The organism is Pseudomonas kulmbachensis, assembly GCF_963681935.1.
Taxonomy (GTDB): domain Bacteria; phylum Pseudomonadota; class Gammaproteobacteria; order Pseudomonadales; family Pseudomonadaceae; genus Aquipseudomonas; species Aquipseudomonas kulmbachensis.
The window spans coordinates 5,119,147-5,135,748 of sequence record NZ_OY817088.1; the positions used below are offsets into that span (position 1 = coordinate 5,119,147).

At 58.5% G+C, this 16,602-nt stretch carries 16 protein-coding genes; 8 read left to right on the plus strand and 8 right to left on the minus strand.

The window, feature by feature from the left end:
- Positions 1 to 138 precede the first annotated feature (138 nt).
- A complete protein-coding gene (locus U5A05_RS23355) occupies positions 139 to 615 on the plus strand; it encodes a glycine zipper domain-containing protein (RefSeq protein WP_048360548.1) in 477 nt (158 codons plus the stop codon).
- Positions 616 to 857: 242 nt separating this feature from the next.
- Entirely contained in the window at positions 858 to 1,781 is a 924-nt protein-coding gene (locus U5A05_RS23360; protein ID WP_321835047.1) for a hypothetical protein, read from the plus strand.
- Between the two features lie 163 nt (positions 1,782 to 1,944).
- Here U5A05_RS23360 and U5A05_RS23365 read toward each other — a convergent pair whose 3' ends face one another.
- Positions 1,945 to 2,409 carry an Lrp/AsnC family transcriptional regulator gene (locus U5A05_RS23365; RefSeq protein WP_321835048.1) on the minus strand — a complete coding sequence of 155 codons (465 nt, stop codon included), beginning with the start codon at positions 2,407 to 2,409 and terminating at the stop codon, positions 1,945 to 1,947.
- 127 nt (positions 2,410 to 2,536) lie between these two features.
- Between U5A05_RS23365 and U5A05_RS23370 the strand changes: the two genes are divergently transcribed.
- From U5A05_RS23370 to U5A05_RS23395, 6 genes are all read left to right on the plus strand, one after another.
- Positions 2,537 to 2,872: a hypothetical protein gene (locus U5A05_RS23370; protein WP_321835050.1), complete on the plus strand. Its 336-nt coding sequence runs from the start codon at positions 2,537 to 2,539 to the stop codon at positions 2,870 to 2,872.
- Positions 2,873 to 2,976: 104 nt separating this feature from the next.
- Positions 2,977 to 4,743 (plus strand): type IV pilus assembly ATPase TfpB, encoded by a 1,767-nt coding sequence (gene tfpB / locus U5A05_RS23375; protein ID WP_321835052.1) that lies wholly within the window; start codon positions 2,977 to 2,979, stop codon positions 4,741 to 4,743.
- A 98-nt stretch (positions 4,744 to 4,841) separates the two neighbouring features.
- A complete protein-coding gene (locus U5A05_RS23380) occupies positions 4,842 to 5,762 on the plus strand; it encodes an SPFH domain-containing protein (RefSeq protein ID WP_048360552.1) in 921 nt (306 codons plus the stop codon).
- A 3-nt stretch (positions 5,763 to 5,765) separates the two neighbouring features.
- A complete protein-coding gene (locus U5A05_RS23385; protein ID WP_261740197.1) occupies positions 5,766 to 6,215 on the plus strand; it encodes an NfeD family protein in 450 nt (149 codons plus the stop codon).
- A 66-nt stretch (positions 6,216 to 6,281) separates the two neighbouring features.
- Entirely contained in the window at positions 6,282 to 6,596 is a 315-nt protein-coding gene (locus tag U5A05_RS23390) for a DUF2388 domain-containing protein (protein WP_095027893.1), read from the plus strand.
- A 242-nt stretch (positions 6,597 to 6,838) separates the two neighbouring features.
- The gene (locus tag U5A05_RS23395; RefSeq protein ID WP_321835054.1) at positions 6,839 to 7,981 is read left to right on the plus strand and encodes a DegT/DnrJ/EryC1/StrS family aminotransferase; all 1,143 of its coding nucleotides are present in this window, start codon (positions 6,839 to 6,841) and stop codon (positions 7,979 to 7,981) included.
- 137 nt (positions 7,982 to 8,118) lie between these two features.
- Here U5A05_RS23395 and gcvH read toward each other — a convergent pair whose 3' ends face one another.
- From gcvH to pepP, 7 genes are all read right to left on the minus strand, one after another.
- Positions 8,119 to 8,502 carry a glycine cleavage system protein GcvH gene (gene gcvH / locus U5A05_RS23400; protein ID WP_095000723.1) on the minus strand — a complete coding sequence of 128 codons (384 nt, stop codon included), beginning with the start codon at positions 8,500 to 8,502 and terminating at the stop codon, positions 8,119 to 8,121.
- 62 nt (positions 8,503 to 8,564) lie between these two features.
- Complete coding sequence (gcvT, locus tag U5A05_RS23405; protein ID WP_321835058.1) at positions 8,565 to 9,647, minus strand: glycine cleavage system aminomethyltransferase GcvT; 1,083 nt, start codon at positions 9,645 to 9,647, stop codon at positions 8,565 to 8,567.
- Between the two features lie 153 nt (positions 9,648 to 9,800).
- Complete coding sequence (locus tag U5A05_RS23410) at positions 9,801 to 11,417, minus strand: ABC transporter permease (protein WP_261740201.1); 1,617 nt, start codon at positions 11,415 to 11,417, stop codon at positions 9,801 to 9,803.
- A gap of 147 nt (positions 11,418 to 11,564) precedes the next feature.
- Positions 11,565 to 12,566: an extracellular solute-binding protein gene (locus U5A05_RS23415; RefSeq protein ID WP_321835059.1), complete on the minus strand. Its 1,002-nt coding sequence runs from the start codon at positions 12,564 to 12,566 to the stop codon at positions 11,565 to 11,567.
- Between the two features lie 203 nt (positions 12,567 to 12,769).
- Entirely contained in the window at positions 12,770 to 13,987 is a 1,218-nt protein-coding gene (locus U5A05_RS23420; protein WP_321836554.1) for a 2-octaprenyl-3-methyl-6-methoxy-1,4-benzoquinol hydroxylase, read from the minus strand.
- A gap of 86 nt (positions 13,988 to 14,073) precedes the next feature.
- Complete coding sequence (gene ubiH / locus U5A05_RS23425) at positions 14,074 to 15,261, minus strand: 2-octaprenyl-6-methoxyphenyl hydroxylase (protein WP_321835061.1); 1,188 nt, start codon at positions 15,259 to 15,261, stop codon at positions 14,074 to 14,076.
- On the minus strand, positions 15,258 to 16,580 hold the full coding sequence (pepP, locus tag U5A05_RS23430; RefSeq protein ID WP_261740204.1) for a Xaa-Pro aminopeptidase: 1,323 nt from the start codon (positions 16,578 to 16,580) through the stop codon (positions 15,258 to 15,260). The genes ubiH and pepP overlap by 4 nt, the downstream gene beginning before the upstream one ends.
- Positions 16,581 to 16,602 lie beyond the last annotated feature (22 nt).

Genomic DNA, 16,602 nt, shown 5'->3' on the forward strand with positions numbered 1-16,602 from the left:
CACCAAAAAATCAATAAGTTCCCTAGTGAAAACAACAACTTATAGAATTGTGTACAACTCGTGTTACTCGTCGGATTTCGATTGTCAGCCAACCTCCGCAGCCTCAGGATCGCGCCGTCATCTCTTTGAGGCTCATCTATGAAGCTCACCTCGATTCTCTTGTTGTCCCTTGGCCTGGTCAGTGGCGTTGCCTCGGCCGGTGGCACCACCGAAGCCGGTGTAGGCGGCGCATTAGGCGGGGTTCTTGGCGCCGTGGTTGGCCAACAGCTCGGCGGCTCGACCGGTTCTGCAATTGGTGCAGGTGTGGGTGGCGCGGCAGGCAGTGCCGTGGGTGCCGACAAACGCAGCCGTGGCGAAGCAGCCATTGGCGGCGCACTGGGTGCTGCAGGCGGCAACGTGCTGGGCCGCAGTGTCGGCGGCAGCACGGGTGCTCTGGTCGGCTCAGCCGCAGGCGGTGGTGCCGGTGGTGCGCTGGGTAACTACATGGGCAATAAAAGCGATAGCGACGATCGCCGCTACCGTGATCGCGATAACCGTCGCTACTACCGTGACGACCATCGTGGCCGTGGCCATGCGTATGGCCACCGCAAAAACAAGCACCGTCACGACGACTGATGTGCATAACGGGAGCCGCAAGGCTCCCGTTTTTTTTTGCCTACGCCCTCTCTCGCTAAATTGTTTCAATGCATTACGCCCGCCGGTTTTAGCGTCAATCATGCAAACTGCATGCACCTGCAGCTTCAATAGTTTTTAACTCATTGAAAAGTATGAAATTACCAATACACCCAGTATTGGCATATCCCCTGCAATCTCTTGAATGAACGCTGCACTTCCTACCATTCAGGAGCACAACAATAATGATCGGGACAACTGAGCACTATCCCGCAGCCCTGCAAGACTCCTCTGGACACTCTGGTGTTTCCTGGGCCGCCATCTTTGCCGGAGCGGCCACTGCTGCCGCGCTATCTCTGCTGTTGATCATGCTGGGCGCAGGCCTGGGGTTTTCGGCGGTTTCACCGTGGGCCAACGAAGGGGTTGGCGCCAAGGGCCTGGGCATTACAGCCATCGTCTGGCTGGCCGTCACGCAAATCATCGCGTCAGGTATGGGCGGTTATCTGGCCGGACGTTTGCGGGTTAAATGGACCAACATGCATGGCGATGAGGTCTACTTTCGCGACACCGCGCATGGCTTTTTAGCCTGGGCCGTGGCCACGCTGGTAACCGCGACGCTGATCGCAGGCTCGGTCAGCAGCGTAATTGGCAGCGGTGTTCAAGCGAGTGCCAGTGTTGCTTCAGGGGCTGCCACAGCGATGAGCAGTGCAGCCAGCAGCGCCGCAGGCAGCAATGCCAATAAAAGTTCGGACTACTTTATCGACACCCTGTTTCGCGATGATCGCGGCACAGCCGTCAGCGAAGACGCCGCCCATGGCACCGTGGCCCGTATCTTCGTCCACAGCCTGGGCAACGACGGGCAATTGAGCAACGAAGACCGTACCTACCTGGCCCAAATAGTCGCTCAGCGCACCAACCTCAGCCAGCCAGAGGCCGAGCAAAGGGTTGATCAGGTGTATGCCAAAGCCCATCAAGCGGTTGAAGACGCCAAGATAAAAGCCAAGGAAGCGGCTGATACCGCAGCCAAAGTAGCCGCCTGGTCCACCTTGTGGATGTTTATCACACTGCTGATCGGGGCGTTTTTCGCCAGCCTGTGCGCCACCTTTGGCGGCCGTCGCCGCGATGCAGTGACGTACCTGACGCACACCACTACAACCCCTCTTGTTTAATTGCGGTCTATTGCTTACTGGAGAATGAAATGCGCTCACTTCTGCTGTTTTTTCTCGGCATCCCTATTCCGATCATTATTTTGATTGCGCTGTTTGTTCACTGACACCGTGTTCAAACCTCACCAACGGCCTTCCTTGCGAAGGCCGTTTTTTTGGGTGGAGGTCAGACCGGCAAGCACGTGGTGGACTTGATTTCAGACAGCGCCACAATCGAATTCACTTCTTGAATGCCCGGCACCATGGACAGCTTTTCAAAGAAAAAGCGCTCATAGGCCTCAATGTCGGCAGTCACGATACGCAGCAAAAAATCTACCGCCCCCATCAGCACATAACACTCCAGTACCTCGGGGAAACCACGAATCGCGTCGGTAAATTCGGTGAAGTTGGAACGCCCGTGGGCATTGAGTTTGACCTCGGCAAAAATTTGCGTGTTGAGGCCGATTTTCTTGCGGTCAAGCAAGGTCACCTGGCCACGAATGATCCCTTCATCCTTCATCCGCTGAATACGCCGCCAGCAGGGTGATTGCGAGAGTCCAACCTTCTCGGCGATCTGCGCACTGGACAACGAAGCGTCCTCTTGCAGCAGCGCCAAAATACGTCGGTCGTAAGCGTCCAGCTCGCTGCGCATAAAAACACCTTTAAATTTATATATTAAGACTTGTTCAAGTCTATTTTTAGTTGATTTAAAACATTTTAGATAAAAAATTTCGCTGTCGGCATGTAAAAATTTCTCCAGTCTGAACAGGAGCTATTGCATGCCGCATCTGGAAGTCGCCACCCCCTCGCTGCGCCCCGATGTGTGGGCCAGCAATGCAGCCCCTTGCCCAGTGCTCTACCGTATCCAGGCGCAGGCGGATGCCGATGTTTTGTGTCGAGTGCTCAACCTGTTTGCGTTGCAGCAACTGATCCCGCAACAAGTGGATGTGGTGCGCGATCAGGACACAATGAGCATTGAAATCCTGAGCCATGAACAAAGCTGGCATCGCGCCCAGATCATCGGCGAGAAAATGCGCAATCTGATCAGCGTCTTTGAAATGGAATTGCTCCCCGTGCAGGAATCCAAAGCGCCGATGCTGCACGTTTTGCGGTAATGGTTAGCAACCATTGGCCACGTGGAGGCGACAGTCGCGCGACTAGGCTTTGAGGTTCACGGCCAGACAAGGATCTGTCTGAGCCGATGCCCAAAGGAGCTTTTATGCGCATCGCCCCACTTCATGACCAGTGGCTGGACCTCAAATACCTGTTGGCCACCCTGCTTGCCCAGGGCCGTATCCACCAAAGCTGCGCCGAACAGGCGTTGGTCTGCGGCCGCGAAGCCCCCGACGATGCCTTGCATCCACTGGTGTTTTTGGCAAATCGGCAGTTATGCGACCCCAGCCAACCAGGCAAAATCCTCGATATTGAAACCCTCACCGCCTGGCTCGCCCACCAGGCAGAACAGCCCTATCTGCGCCTCGACCCGCTCCAGATCGATGCCGCCACCGTTACCGGGCTGATGTCTTTTGCCTTTGCCCAACGCCATGCAATCCTCGCGGTGGCGGCCGATGACGCGGCCATCACCATCGCCAGCACCCAGCCTTGGGTCAGCAGTTGGGAAGCCGATTTGCGCCAGGTGCTCAAGCGGCCGATCAAGCGGGTGATTGCCAACCCCCTGGAAATCCAGCGCCTTAGTGTGGAGTTTTTTCAGCTGGCCAAATCCGTCACCGGGGCTGCACTCAACGATCAGCAAGCCAGCGTCCGCACCGACCTCGAGCAACTGATCACCTTGGGCACAAGCACTGGCGAAGCGGATGCCAACGATGCCCATACGGTGAAGATTGTCGACTGGCTGTTTCAGTACGCTTTCGAGCAACGCGCCAGCGACATCCATATTGAGCCGCGGCGCGAACAAGGCTGTGTACGCTTTCGCATCGACGGGGTGTTGCATGACGTCTACCAGTTCCCGCCGCAGGTGACGATGGCCGTTATCAGCCGCCTCAAAGGCCTGGGCCGGATGGACGTCGCCGAAAAACGCAAACCCCAGGACGGTCGAATAAAAACCCGGACCCCGAGCGGAGCTGAAGTGGAACTCCGGCTTGCCACCCTGCCCACGGCTTTTGGCGAAAAAATGGTGATGCGTATTTTTGACCCGCAGGTACTGCTGAAAAACTTCGACCAGTTGGGCCTCACTCCAGAAGACCTGCAGCGCTGGCAGCAAATGACCACCCGGCCCAATGGCATTATTTTGATCACCGGCCCTACCGGCTCAGGTAAAACCAGCACCCTGTATGCAACGCTCAAACAACTGGCCACCTCCAAAATCAACCTGTGCACCCTCGAAGACCCGATCGAGATGATTGAACCGGCGTTTAATCAAATGCAGGTTCAGCCCAATATCGACCTGACGTTCGCCAATGGCGTGCGCGCCCTGATGCGCCAGGACCCGGACATCATCATGCTGGGTGAAATACGCGACCTAGAGACCGCAGAAGTGGCAATCCAGGCGGCGCTGACCGGACACCTGGTGCTCTCGACCCTGCACACCAACGACGCCCCCAGCGCCATCAGCCGCCTGCAAGAACTTGGGGTAGCCCCCTACTTGATAAAAGCCACGCTGCTGGGCGTCATGGCCCAGCGACTGCTCAGAACCCTGTGCCCTGCCTGCAAGACCGAGTGCCCGCTGAGCCCCGGCGACTGGGCGGGCTTCGCCCCGGACTGGACCCATCCGCCACCTGCTCAGGCCTGTCGGGCCAAGGGCTGTGCGCAATGCCGGGACACCGGTTACAGCGGGCGGGTCGGCGTCTACGAAGTCATGTTGATGAGCGAAAAACTCAAGGCCCTGATTGGCCCTGATACCGACCTGAACGCCATTCGCAGCCTGGCCTGTGTACAAGGCATGCTCGGACTGAGACTGGCCGCAGCTCACAAAGTCGCCACCGGGGCGACCTCAATCGAAGAGGCGCTGCGAGTTACCCATGCGTGATTGAATTGTTTTGGCTAAAATTTAAACAGTTGCGCAATTTTCTTGATCGTTACACTCCTCGTTCGTTTGTCTTTCACACCTCAAAACAAGGAATGGTTATGCAAGTGGGTACTGTAGTCCTGTTATTTGTCGCCTTGGCAATCGCCGTGCTCTTTATGGGCTTCAAGGTCGTTCCGCAAGGCTATCAATGGACGGTGGAGCGCTTCGGGCGTTACACCAACACCCTTAAGCCGGGCCTGAACATCATCATTCCGGTGATGGATCGCATCGGACGCAAGATCAACGTGATGGAAAGCGTACTGGACATCCCGCCGCAAGAGGTCATCACCGCCGACAACGCCACCGTGCAAATCGATGCCGTGTGCTTTTTCCAGGTGGTCAACACGGCGCAGGCCGCGTACGAGGTCAACAACCTCGAACACGCCATTCGCAACCTGCTGCAAACCAACATCCGCACCGTGCTGGGTTCGATGGAACTCGATGCCATGCTCAGCCAGCGTGACGGCATCAATGAAAAATTACTGCGCACCGTCGATGAAGCCACCGCTCCCTGGGGCATCAAAATCACCCGGATCGAGATCAAGGACATCAGCCCGCCAGCCGACCTGATGGCCGCCATGTCCGGGCAAATGAAAGCCGAACGTATCAAGCGTGCACAAATTCTCGAGGCTGAAGGTCTGCGAGCGGCGGCAATCCTGACGGCCGAAGGTAAAAAACAGGCGCAGATCCTCGAAGCCGAGGGTGGTCGTCAGGCCGCGTTCCTCGAATCCGAAGCCCGCGAACGCCAGGCCGAAGCCGAAGCTCGGGCCACGCAGGTGGTATCCGAAGCCATTGCCTCAGGCAACGTGCAGGCGATCAACTACTTTGTCGCGCAAAAATACATCGATGCGCTGGGCAAGCTCGCATCGGCCAACAACAGCAAAGTCATCCTCATGCCGCTGGAAGCCAGCCAGGTCATCGGCGCCGTGGGCGGCATCGGGGAAATCGTCAAAGCCACCTTTGACAGCAAAAAGGTCTGAGGTATGTGGGAGTTCCTGCAACACCTTAGCTACTGGGACTGGCTGGCGCTGGGCACAGTGCTGTTGATTCTGGAGGTATTCGGCGCCGGTGGTTATCTGCTGTGGGTCGGTATTGCCGGCATCATCGTTGGGGTTTTGACGTTTCTGATCCCGGAAATGTCATGGACCCTGCAACTGCCGCTGTTTGGCGTACTGGCGATTCTCACTGCGGTGTATTGGTGGAGGCGCCAGCGCGGCAGTGTCGAAAGTGGCGACCAGCCCAACCTGAATCGCCGTGGGCACGAGCTGATCGGTCGCACGTTTGTCGTTCAACAGGCTATTGTTGAAGGGCGAGGTAAAATCAAGGTTGGGGATAGCGTGTGGATGGCCGTAGGGCCTGACGCTGCAGTGGGAACACCCGTTCGCGTGACCGCCCAAAACGGAACGGTGCTGAGCGTAGAAATTGTGCCATGACGTTACGGAACTCCAGAGCATTAACTACAATCAAAACCGGTAGATAACTTATTCGGAGTAACTGTCATGCGTCTCAAATATGCTGTAGCCGCTATTGCCTTGCTGTCCCTCCCTGTTGGCTCCGCAATGGCCGACAGCTTCTGGCGCAATGTGTTGTCCTCCGGTGCTACCACCGGGTCCACCTACCTGACCTTCAAAAAAGACCGCAAAGTGATCGCGGCTCAAGATGACGCGGGCAGCTTTGTTGCCAGTAACGGCTCGATCCGTGGTCCATACCTGGAATCGGCCATGCAACAGGTGCGTGCTGACAACCCGAACCTGAAGGTCAGCGACATGGAGCTGGCTAACGCGATTCTGGTGAAAAACGCCACGGCAGAGTAAACCCTGCTCCTGTAGCCGCTGTCGCAGGCTGCGATGGGTTGCGCAGCAACCCTGAGATTCTGATCATTCTTCGGATCTCATCGCAGCCTGCGGCAGCGGCTACAGGCGATAGGTCTGCCCTTTTGATTCAGCCGCCATACAGAATTTTCACCCGATGTGAGCGATCCTCCGAGTATGATCTTGAGCGATATGCTACTGCTCTTTGGTCACCCATACTCATTCACATCGGACGTCACGCCTCTATGAGCTCGTTGCCTTTCCTGCCGTTTTCCAAACCCACCATTGATGAAGCCACCATTGCTGCCGTGGGCGACGTATTGCGCTCGGGCTGGATTACCAGCGGACCAAAGGTCCAGGCCTTCGAAGCGCAGTTGTCCGAGTATTTTGGCGGGCGCCCGGTGCGCACCTTCAACTCCGGCACCTGCACTATGGAAATCGCTCTGCGCATTGCAGGTATCGGTGCGGGCGATGAAGTCATCACTACACCTATTTCGTGGGTGGCCACCGCTAACGTGATTATCGAAGTCGGCGCCACGCCGGTGTTTGCCGATATCGACCCGGTAACACGCAATATCGATCTGGCCAAGCTCGAAGCAGCCATCACCCCGCGCACCAAAGCAATCATTCCGGTGTACCTGTCGGGCTTGCCAGTGGACATGGACGCGCTCTACGCGCTGGCCAAAAAGCATAATCTGCGTGTCGTTGAAGACGCTGCTCAAGCGCTGGGCTCCAGCTGGCAAGGTCAGCGTATTGGGGCTCGCGGCGACTTTGTCTCGTTCAGCTTTCAGGCCAACAAAAACATCACCTCATCCGAGGGCGGTTGCCTGGTACTGAACAACGAAGAAGAAGCCCGACTGGCCGAGAAATATCGCCTGCAAGGCGTTACCCGCACCGGTTTCGACGGTCTGGATGTCGATGTACTGGGCGGCAAGTTCAATATGACCGACATCGCCGCTGCGATTGGCCTGGGCCAGTTTGCCCATATCGAAACCATCACGGCCCATCGCAGGGAATTGGCCAAGCATTATTTCGAATGCTTCGGGCCAGAGTTTGAAGCCGAGTACGGTGCACAACTGCCGGTCGCAGACTTCAACAACACCAACTGGCACTTGTTCCAGCTTGTATTGCCTGAGCGCAAGGACGGCCAGCCTGCACGTGCAACCTTCATGAAAGAGATGCAGGCGCTGGGCGTCGGCGTGGGCTACCACTACCCGCCAATTCACTTGCTGAGTTTGTATCGTGCGCTGGGCTTCAAGGAGGGGATGTTCCCGGTTGCCGAGCGTGTCGGACGACTGATCGTATCGTTGCCGATGTTTACGGCAATGACCAAGGCCGATGTGGAGCGTTCGGTTGCGGCGGTGAAAGCAGTACTGAAAGACGCTTAAATACAACTCGATACACATGTGGGAGCGGGCTTGCTCGCGATACGGCTCACGCGGTCTGTCAGGTAAACCGCATGGATACCATCGCGAGCAAGCCCGCTCCCACAAGAGCAATAGTCAATCCCACAGTAAACCGGGGATTACTCGCCGATTGCAGCCTTGTAGCCGGCAGCGTCCAGCAGCTTTTCCAGCTCGGCCGTGTTGCTTGGCTTGAGTTTGAAAATCCAGCTGGTGTACGGTTCGCTGTTCAGCGACTCCGGGCTGTCTGCCAGTGCTTCGTTGACCGCAATCACTTCGCCCGACACCGGCGAGTAGATGTCCGAAGCTGCTTTTACCGATTCCACAACGCCCGCGGTATCGCCTGCGGCGAATACTTTGCCGACTTCGGCCAGCTCAACAAACACCACATCCCCCAAGGCTTCCTGAGCGTGATCGCTGATGCCGACGGTAACCGTGCCATCCGCTTCCAGGCGTGCCCACTCGTGACTTTCGGCAAAGCGCAACTCAGCAGGGATCAGGCTCATATTCAGTGTCCTCAAGAATTAATGTCAGCGGCACACACTCTGTGCATGCCCGCCAGTAAAGGTTAAATCAGGGCTTTACCCTGACGAACAAAAGTAGGTTTGACTACGCGAACCGGGTACCACTTGCCACGAATCTCAACCTCGGCACGATCAGCCGTTGCCATCGGAACTCGCGCCAAGGCAATCGATTTGCTTAGCGTAGGAGAGAAGCTACCACTGGTGATCTCTCCTTCGCCAACATTGGCGATGCGAACCACCTGATGAGCGCGTAAAACGCCCCGTTCCTCGAGCACCAGCCCCACAAGCTTGAGCTGCACGCCACCAGCCTTTTCGGCCTCCAGCGCTTCGCGCCCCACAAACTTGCGCGAGGCAGGCTCCCAGGCGATGGTCCAGGCCATGTTGGCGCAAAGAGGGGAAACAGACAGGTGGATATCCTGCCCATAGAGGTTCATGCCGGCTTCAAGACGCAAGGTATCGCGTGCGCCCAGGCCAATCGGTGATATGCCGGCGCCTACCAGATCGTTGAAAAAAGCCGGGGCCTGATCGGCCGGGAGGACAATTTCCAGACCATCTTCACCGGTATAGCCGGTACGGGCGATAAACCAGTCGCCATTGCTCTGCCCTTCGAAGGGCTTGAGCTGCTGGATCAACTGACCACGTGCCTGACTCACCAGCTCGGCCACTTTATGCCGTGCCTGTGGCCCCTGAATGGCCAATAGGGCCAGTTCCGGGCGCTCCTGCAGTTGCACGTCATAGCCCTGGCGCTGAGTCTCCATCCAGGCCATATCCTGATCACGTGTAGCGGCATTGACGATAAGCCGATACCCCGTGGGCATCAGATAGACAATCATGTCGTCGACCACACCGCCCTGCTCATTGAGCATGGCGCTGTACAAGGCGCGGCCGGGCGTATTCAAATGCTCGACATCATTGGCCAGCAAGTACTGGAGCCATTCCTTGGCCTGTAGCCCGGTGATGTCGATCACGGTCATATGCGAGACATCAAAAACCCCACAGTCGCGGCGCACCTCATGGTGTTCCTCAACTTGCGAGCCGTAATGCAAGGGCATATCCCAACCGCCAAAATCGACCATCTTCGCGCCGAGGGCGAGATGCAGGTCATACAGAGGCGTACGCTGTCCCATGGGTTTCTCCTTCCGGGCTTGGCGAGGGTGCGGACAGGCTGCGAAGCATTTCAAGCCTGAAAAATGGCCTTCTTACATCACGCAGAAACCTGGTCTGACAGACAGACCGCACCGAATGCCGCGCATTGTAGCCGCATGGAGGAGGACTGACACCTAACCGATTCGATGTGCCGAGCGACGAATCAGCCCGATGACTGGTAACAAACCGACCAGCACCAGCGTCAGGGCGGGCAACGAGGCCCGCGCCCATTCGCCTTCGCTGGTCATCTCGAAGATCCGCACCGCCAGCGTATCCCAGCCAAACGGGCGCATCAGCAAGGTGGCCGGCATTTCCTTGAGCACATCGACAAACACCAGCAGTGCAGCACTCAAGGTGCCTGGCAGCAGTAACGGCAGATACACTTTGAAAAACAGTCGTGGACCACTGACCCCCAGACTGCGTGCAGCTTCCGGCAAGGAAGGACGAATACGCGCCAGGCTGTTTTCCAGCGGGCCATAGGCCACGGCGATAAACCGCACCAGATACGCCAACAACAAGGCCGACAGGCTGCCCAGTAACAGCGGCTTGCCCGCGCCGCCCAACCAGCCCGATACCGGGATCACCAGTTCGCGATCCAGGTAGCTGAATGCCAACATGATCGACACCGCCAACACCGAGCCCGGCAAGGCATAGCCCAGATTCGCCAGGCTGACCCCGGCGCGAATGGCCGGGGTAGGCGCCTGACGTCGGGCAAATGCCAGCACCAGAGCCACGCTGACGGTGATCAGCGCCGCCATGGCGCCCAAATACAGTGTGTGCAGGATCAAACCGGTGTATCGCTCGTCCAGGTCAAACCGCCCTCGCTGCCAGAACCACACCACCAGTTGCAGCATCGGGATCACGAACGCACAGGCAAACACCAGCAAGCACCAACCACTGGCCAGCCACGCCTTGGGCCCACGCAGGTGATACAAGGCGCTGACGCGTGGCCGTTCGTTACTGGCGCGGCTGGCACCTCGGGCGCGGCGTTCGCCGTAGAGCACCAGCATGACCACCAGCAACAGCAAACTGGCCAATTGCGCCGCTGTCGACAGACTGAAAAACCCGTACCAGGTTTTATAGATAGCGGTGGTGAAGGTGTCGAAGTTGAACACTGACACGGCGCCAAAGTCGGCCAGGGTTTCCATCAGCGCCAGCGCCACACCCGCACCGATCGCCGGGCGCGCCATCGGCAACGCCACGCGCCAGAACGCCTGCCACGGGCTTTGCCCCAGTACCCGGGCGGCTTCCATCAGACCTTTGCCCTGCGCCAGAAACGCCGTGCGCGCCAACAGGTAGACGTAGGGGTAGAACACCAGAATCAGCACGATGATCACCCCGCCGGTAGAACGCACCCGCGGTAACCTCAGGCCCATGCCAAACCATTCACGCAGCAGTGTTTGCACGGGCCCGGCAAAATCCAGCAAGCCAACAAAGACAAACGCCAGCACATAAGCAGGAATCGCAAACGGCAGCATCAGCGCCCAATCCAGCCAACGCCTGCCGGGGAACTCACACAGGCTGGTCAACCAGGCCAGGCTCACACCGAGCAGCGTTACGCCCACCCCCACCCCGACGATCAAGGTCAGAGTGTTGCCCAGCAGTCGCGGCATCTGTGTGTCCCACAGGTGGCTCCAAATCTGGCCATCAATGCTTTGCCAGGACAACAGCAAAACGCTCAGCGGCAACAGCACCAGAGCAGCAATGACAAAGACCAGCGGATACCAGCGGCGTTGGGCAGGATGGGCCACGAAAAACTCTCGGAAGGTGGGTGGGACGACGTGAAAACGAATGTGGGAGCGGGCTTGCTCGCGATGCAAACACCGCAGTTTCAAATGAAACCCCGGCGATGCTATCGCGAGCAAGCCCGCTCCCACAGGTATTACTTCAGACTCTTATCAGTTCCAGCCAGCGCGATCCATCATGCGGATGGCTTCGGCCTGGCGCTTGCCTGCCACTTCGACCGGCAAGGCATCGGCCTTGAACTTGCCCCAGCTGGCCACTTCGGCCGAAGGTGCAACGCTTGGGTTGGCCGGGAATTCCTGGTTTACACCAGCAAAAATCGATTGGGCTTCAGGAGTGGTCATCCATTCAACCAGTGCCTTGGCGGCTTGCGGGTGCGGCGCGTATTTGGTCAGGCCAATACCCGACAAGTTGACGTGAACGCCACGGTCAGCCTGATTAGGCCAGAACAGTTTCACCGCCAGATCCGGCTTTTGCTTGTGCAAACGGCCGTAGTAGTAAGTGTTGACGATACCCACGTCACACTGCCCGGCGTTGATTGCCTCGAGCACCGCGATGTCATCCGAGAATACGTCCGTAGACAGGTTGTTGACCCAGCCCTTGAGGATTTTTTCGGTTTTCTCAGCACCATTCACTTCGATCATGGTGGCCGTCAGCGACTGGTTGTAAACCTTCTTGGCAGTGCGCAGGCACAGTCGACCTTCCCAGTTCTTGTCGGCCAAAGCCTCGTAGGTCGACAACTCTTCAGGCTTAACCCGGTCTGTCGAATAGGCGATGGTCCGTGCGCGCAGGCTCAGGCCCGTCCACTCATGGGAGGAGGAGCGGTATTGCGGCGGGATATTTTTGTCGATCACCTCGGAGGTGAACGGCTGCAGGATGCCCATTTGCTCGGCTTGCCACAGGTTACCGGCGTCTACGGTCAGCAACAGGTCGGCGGTGGCGTTCTGCCCCTCAGCCTTGATGCGCTGCATCAGCGGCGCTTCCTTGTCGGTGATGAACTTGACCTTGACCCCGGTTTTGGCGGTGTAGGCATCAAATACCGGTTTGATCAGCTCGTCGATACGCGAGGAGTAAACCACCACTTCATCGGCAGCAGAAACGCTGCTCGCAAAAACGGTTAGGGCCAGGGCAGTCAGTAGACGCTTGGGTGCCAACATGAGGGGCGGTCTCTCTTGATGCGAATCGGGCGTAAATGGTAGTGAATCACATTTAACAGCTCAACCTAACTCGCCACCGAGGAGTTACCAGATGTTACTGAAGCCCTGCAGCCGCTGCCGCAGGCTGCGATAAGGGCCGAAGGACCTTCAAGAAACGGGGACGCTTCGCAGCCTCGTGCCTCGACATCGGCTACATAGATTTTTCAGGGCTTGGCCAGCGGCGGCAAGTCGCCGCTCAGGCCAAGCGCCTGGCGCACGAACAGCGCTTTGGCTTCAGGCATTTTATTGACCCACTTCAAGCCGGTATTACGCAGCAGGCGTGCGGTCAGCGAGTCGGCCTGGAACAACCGCTCAAAACCTTCCATCGCCGCCATCAAGGCCAGGTTGTGCGGCATGCGCCGACGCTCGAAACGGCTCAATACACGCACATCGGCCAAACGCTCGCCGCGCTCAGCCGCGTGCAACAATACATGTGCCAGCACCGCCGCATCCAGAAACCCCAGGTTTACACCCTGCCCAGCCAGCGGGTGAATGGTGTGCGCCGCATCACCGATCAACGCCAGGCCTTCGGCCACATAGCGTTTGGCATGGCGTTGACGCAGAGGCACACACACCCGCGGATCAGCACTCAACACGCTGCCCAGACGGCCTTCAAAGGCCAGTTCCAGTTCACGGCAGAAGGTTGCGTCGTCCAGTGCCATCAAGTGCGCAGCCTGTTCGGGGGTGGTCGACCAGACAATCGAGCACCAGTCCTGCTGACCATCGCGCTCCAAGGGCAAAAATGCCAGCGGACCGTGGTCGGTAAAACGCTGCCAGGCGGTCTGCTGATGGGGTTCAGCGCAACGCACGCTGGTGACGATGGCGTGATGCTGATAATCCCACTCCCGAGTCTCACAGCCGGTCAGGCGACGAACCGCCGAGTTGGCGCCATCAGCGGCAATCACCAGCGGCGCACGCAGGGTGCGGCCATCAGCCAGGGTCAGCAGCCAGTCGTCGCCTGAACGGCGCATCTGTTCCATGCGCGCATTGGCCAGCATTTCGATCCTGGTGCCCTGCAGGCACTCAAGCAGCGCGTCCTGCACCACGCGGTTCTCGACGATATGGCCCAGCACCTCGGCATGCACGCTGGCCGCCGAAAAGTGGATCTGCCCTGTGCCGCTGCCATCCCATACCTGCATATGCGAATAGGGGCTGACACGACGTCGGGTGATGCCCTCCCACGCGCCAAGACGCTGCAAGATACGCTGGCTGGCCGCCGACAGGGCGCTGACCCGAGGTTCGAACGGCGCCTCGGCGGCAAAGGGCTGGACGCTCAGCGGGCTGCCATCGAGCAGCAGGATTTTCAGCCCGCTGTCCTTGAGCGCCAGCGCCAGTGCGCTCCCGACCATTCCGGCCCCAACAATCAGCAGATCTGCGCGCATTTCCATGCTTTAAGCCTGTCTCGCTAGCGGCGTACGCCGCACCTGAAAAAATGGATCGACATGGAGCGTACTCGCCCCAGTCGTCATCAACTGTCTGCGCGGGTGCCCAGGCCCATTGCCTGGCGGGCAAACCAGCGCTTGGCCGGTGGCAGCAGGTCGAGGCCGAGTAAACCGAGGTTTCGACCCAGCGAAACCAATGGCTGCTCACTGCCAAACACCCGCGTTACCTGGTCCGAAAAGCCTATGGTCAGTTGCTGGTCGAGTTTTTGCGCCTGTTGATAACTCAGCAGCGTAGTGAAATCACCGGGCTTTTTATCACTGGCCAGCAAAGCATCGGCCAAGGCCTGGGCATCTCGCAGGGACAGGTTAAAGCCCTGCCCGGCAATCGGATGCAGGCTGTGGGCCGCGTTACCCAATACCGCCAGATGCGGGCGTACCTGCTCTTGCGCTTCAATCAGCGTCAACGGGTACAGATGCCGCGCGCCCACTTGCTTGAGCGTGCCCAGACGGTAGCCGAACACGCCCTGCAGTTCGCTGAGAAAGCTACGCTCGTCCAGTGCTGCCAGACGCTGTGCGTCCATCCCCAGACGGGTCCATACCAGTGCGCAGCGGTTGTCCGGCAACGGCAACAAGGCCATCGGGCCTTCGTCGGTGAAACGCTCGAATGCCATCCCGCCGTGAGGTCGGCTTGGGGTGATATTGGCTATCAGCGCGCTCTGGTTATAAGGCTGCTGACGCACATGGATGCCCAACTGCTCGCGCAAGCCCGAACGCCCACCATCGGCCAATACCGCGAGGTCGCACTCCAGGGTTGTCTCATCGTTAAGGGTCAGGCGGTAGCCGTCTTCCAGCGGTTGCATGTGGATAACTTCGGCCGGGCAACGCCAGCTGATCACGTCCGGGTCCAGACTTTTCCACAGGCATTGGCCCAGCCAGGCGTTTTCAACCACATAACCCAGGGCCGGAACCCCTTCTTCGCTAGCCGACAACCGCGCCGTCGAGAATCGTCCGCGATCGGACACGTGAATGTCCTTGATCGGTTCGCCGCGCTCGGCAATCGATGGCCACAGGCCCAAAAGCTCATAGATGATCCGGGCGCCATAGCTGAGCGCCGAAGAGCGGGCGTCGTAGCTGGGCTGATAGCTGTTGCCGGGAGCGAACGGCTCGATCAATACGATCTTCCAGCCACGGGCCTTGGCCCCGGCCTGCAACGCCAGCGCCAGGCTCGCGCCCACCAGACCGCCACCGATGATTGCCAGATTGACCCGACTCATGCCGCGCTCGCCATCAGGGCTTCGATCTCGGCGACGGTTTTTGGCACATCGCCGCTCAAAATTTCACAACCGTGTTTGGTGACCACTACGTCGTCCTCGATCCGCACACCAATGCCGCGCCATTTTTTCGCGACACTCAGGTTGTTCGGGCTGATATAGATGCCCGGCTCGACAGTCAGGGTCATGCCGACTTCCAGCACGCGCCACTCGCCGCCGACCTTGTATTCACCCACGTCATGCACATCGAGCCCCAGCCAGTGGCCGGCGCGGTGCATATAAAACGCCTTGTAGGCTTCGCTTGCGATCAATTCCTGAACATCGCCCTGCAACAAACCCAACTCCACCAGGCCTGCGGTAATGACCTGGACCGTGGCTTCGTGAGCCTGATTCCAGTGTTTGTCGGGGGCTATCTCGGCAAAGGCGGCTTCTTGCGCAGCCAGCACCAGCTCGTAAATAGCCTTTTGCTCCGCCGAAAACCTGCCGTTCACCGGAAAGGTGCGGCTGATATCGCTGGCATAGCAATCGATCTCACAGCCAGCATCAATCAATACCAGATCGCCACTTTTGAGCAGGGCGTCGTTCTCCTGGTAATGCAGGATGCAGCTGTTATCGCCAGAGGCGACGATGGAGCCATAGGCTGGCATTTTTGCCCCGCTCTTACGGAATTCGTAATCCAGCTCGGCCTCAAGGCTGTATTCATGCAGGCCGGCGCGGCTGGCCTGCATTGCACGCACATGGGCACGAGCCGAAATTTGCGCCGCATGGCGCATGACCTTGAGTTCTGCCGCCGATTTATACAGGCGCATGTCATGCAGCAGATGATCCAGAGCAACGAATTCGTTAGGCGGCTGAGCGCCGAGGTTGGCCTTGGAGCGGATCGCGTTGACCCACTCCATCAGGTTGCGGTCGAATTCGGGGTTGCCGCCCATCGCCGAATACACCCGGTCACGGCCTTCAATCAGGCCCGGCAGGATGTCGTCGATGTCGGTAATCGGAAATGCGTCGTCGGCGCCGAAGTCGCGGATAGCGCCCTCTTGCCCGGCACGCAAGCCGTCCCACAGTTCGCGCTCGGCATTGCGCTCACGGCAAAACAGTACGTATTCGCCGTGCGCCCTGCCCGGGATCAATACGATCACCGCCGAAGGCTCGGGAAAGCCGCTCAGGTACTGGAAATTGCTGTCTTGCCGGTACACATGTTCGACATCGCGATTGCGAATAGCCACCGCCGCAGCGGGCAAAATCGCAATGCTGTTGGGCTCCATCTGCGCCATGAGTGCCTTGCGGCGACGTGCGTATTCCGATTTCGGGATATGGATCATGGGCAGACGGGTTCCCTCTTTA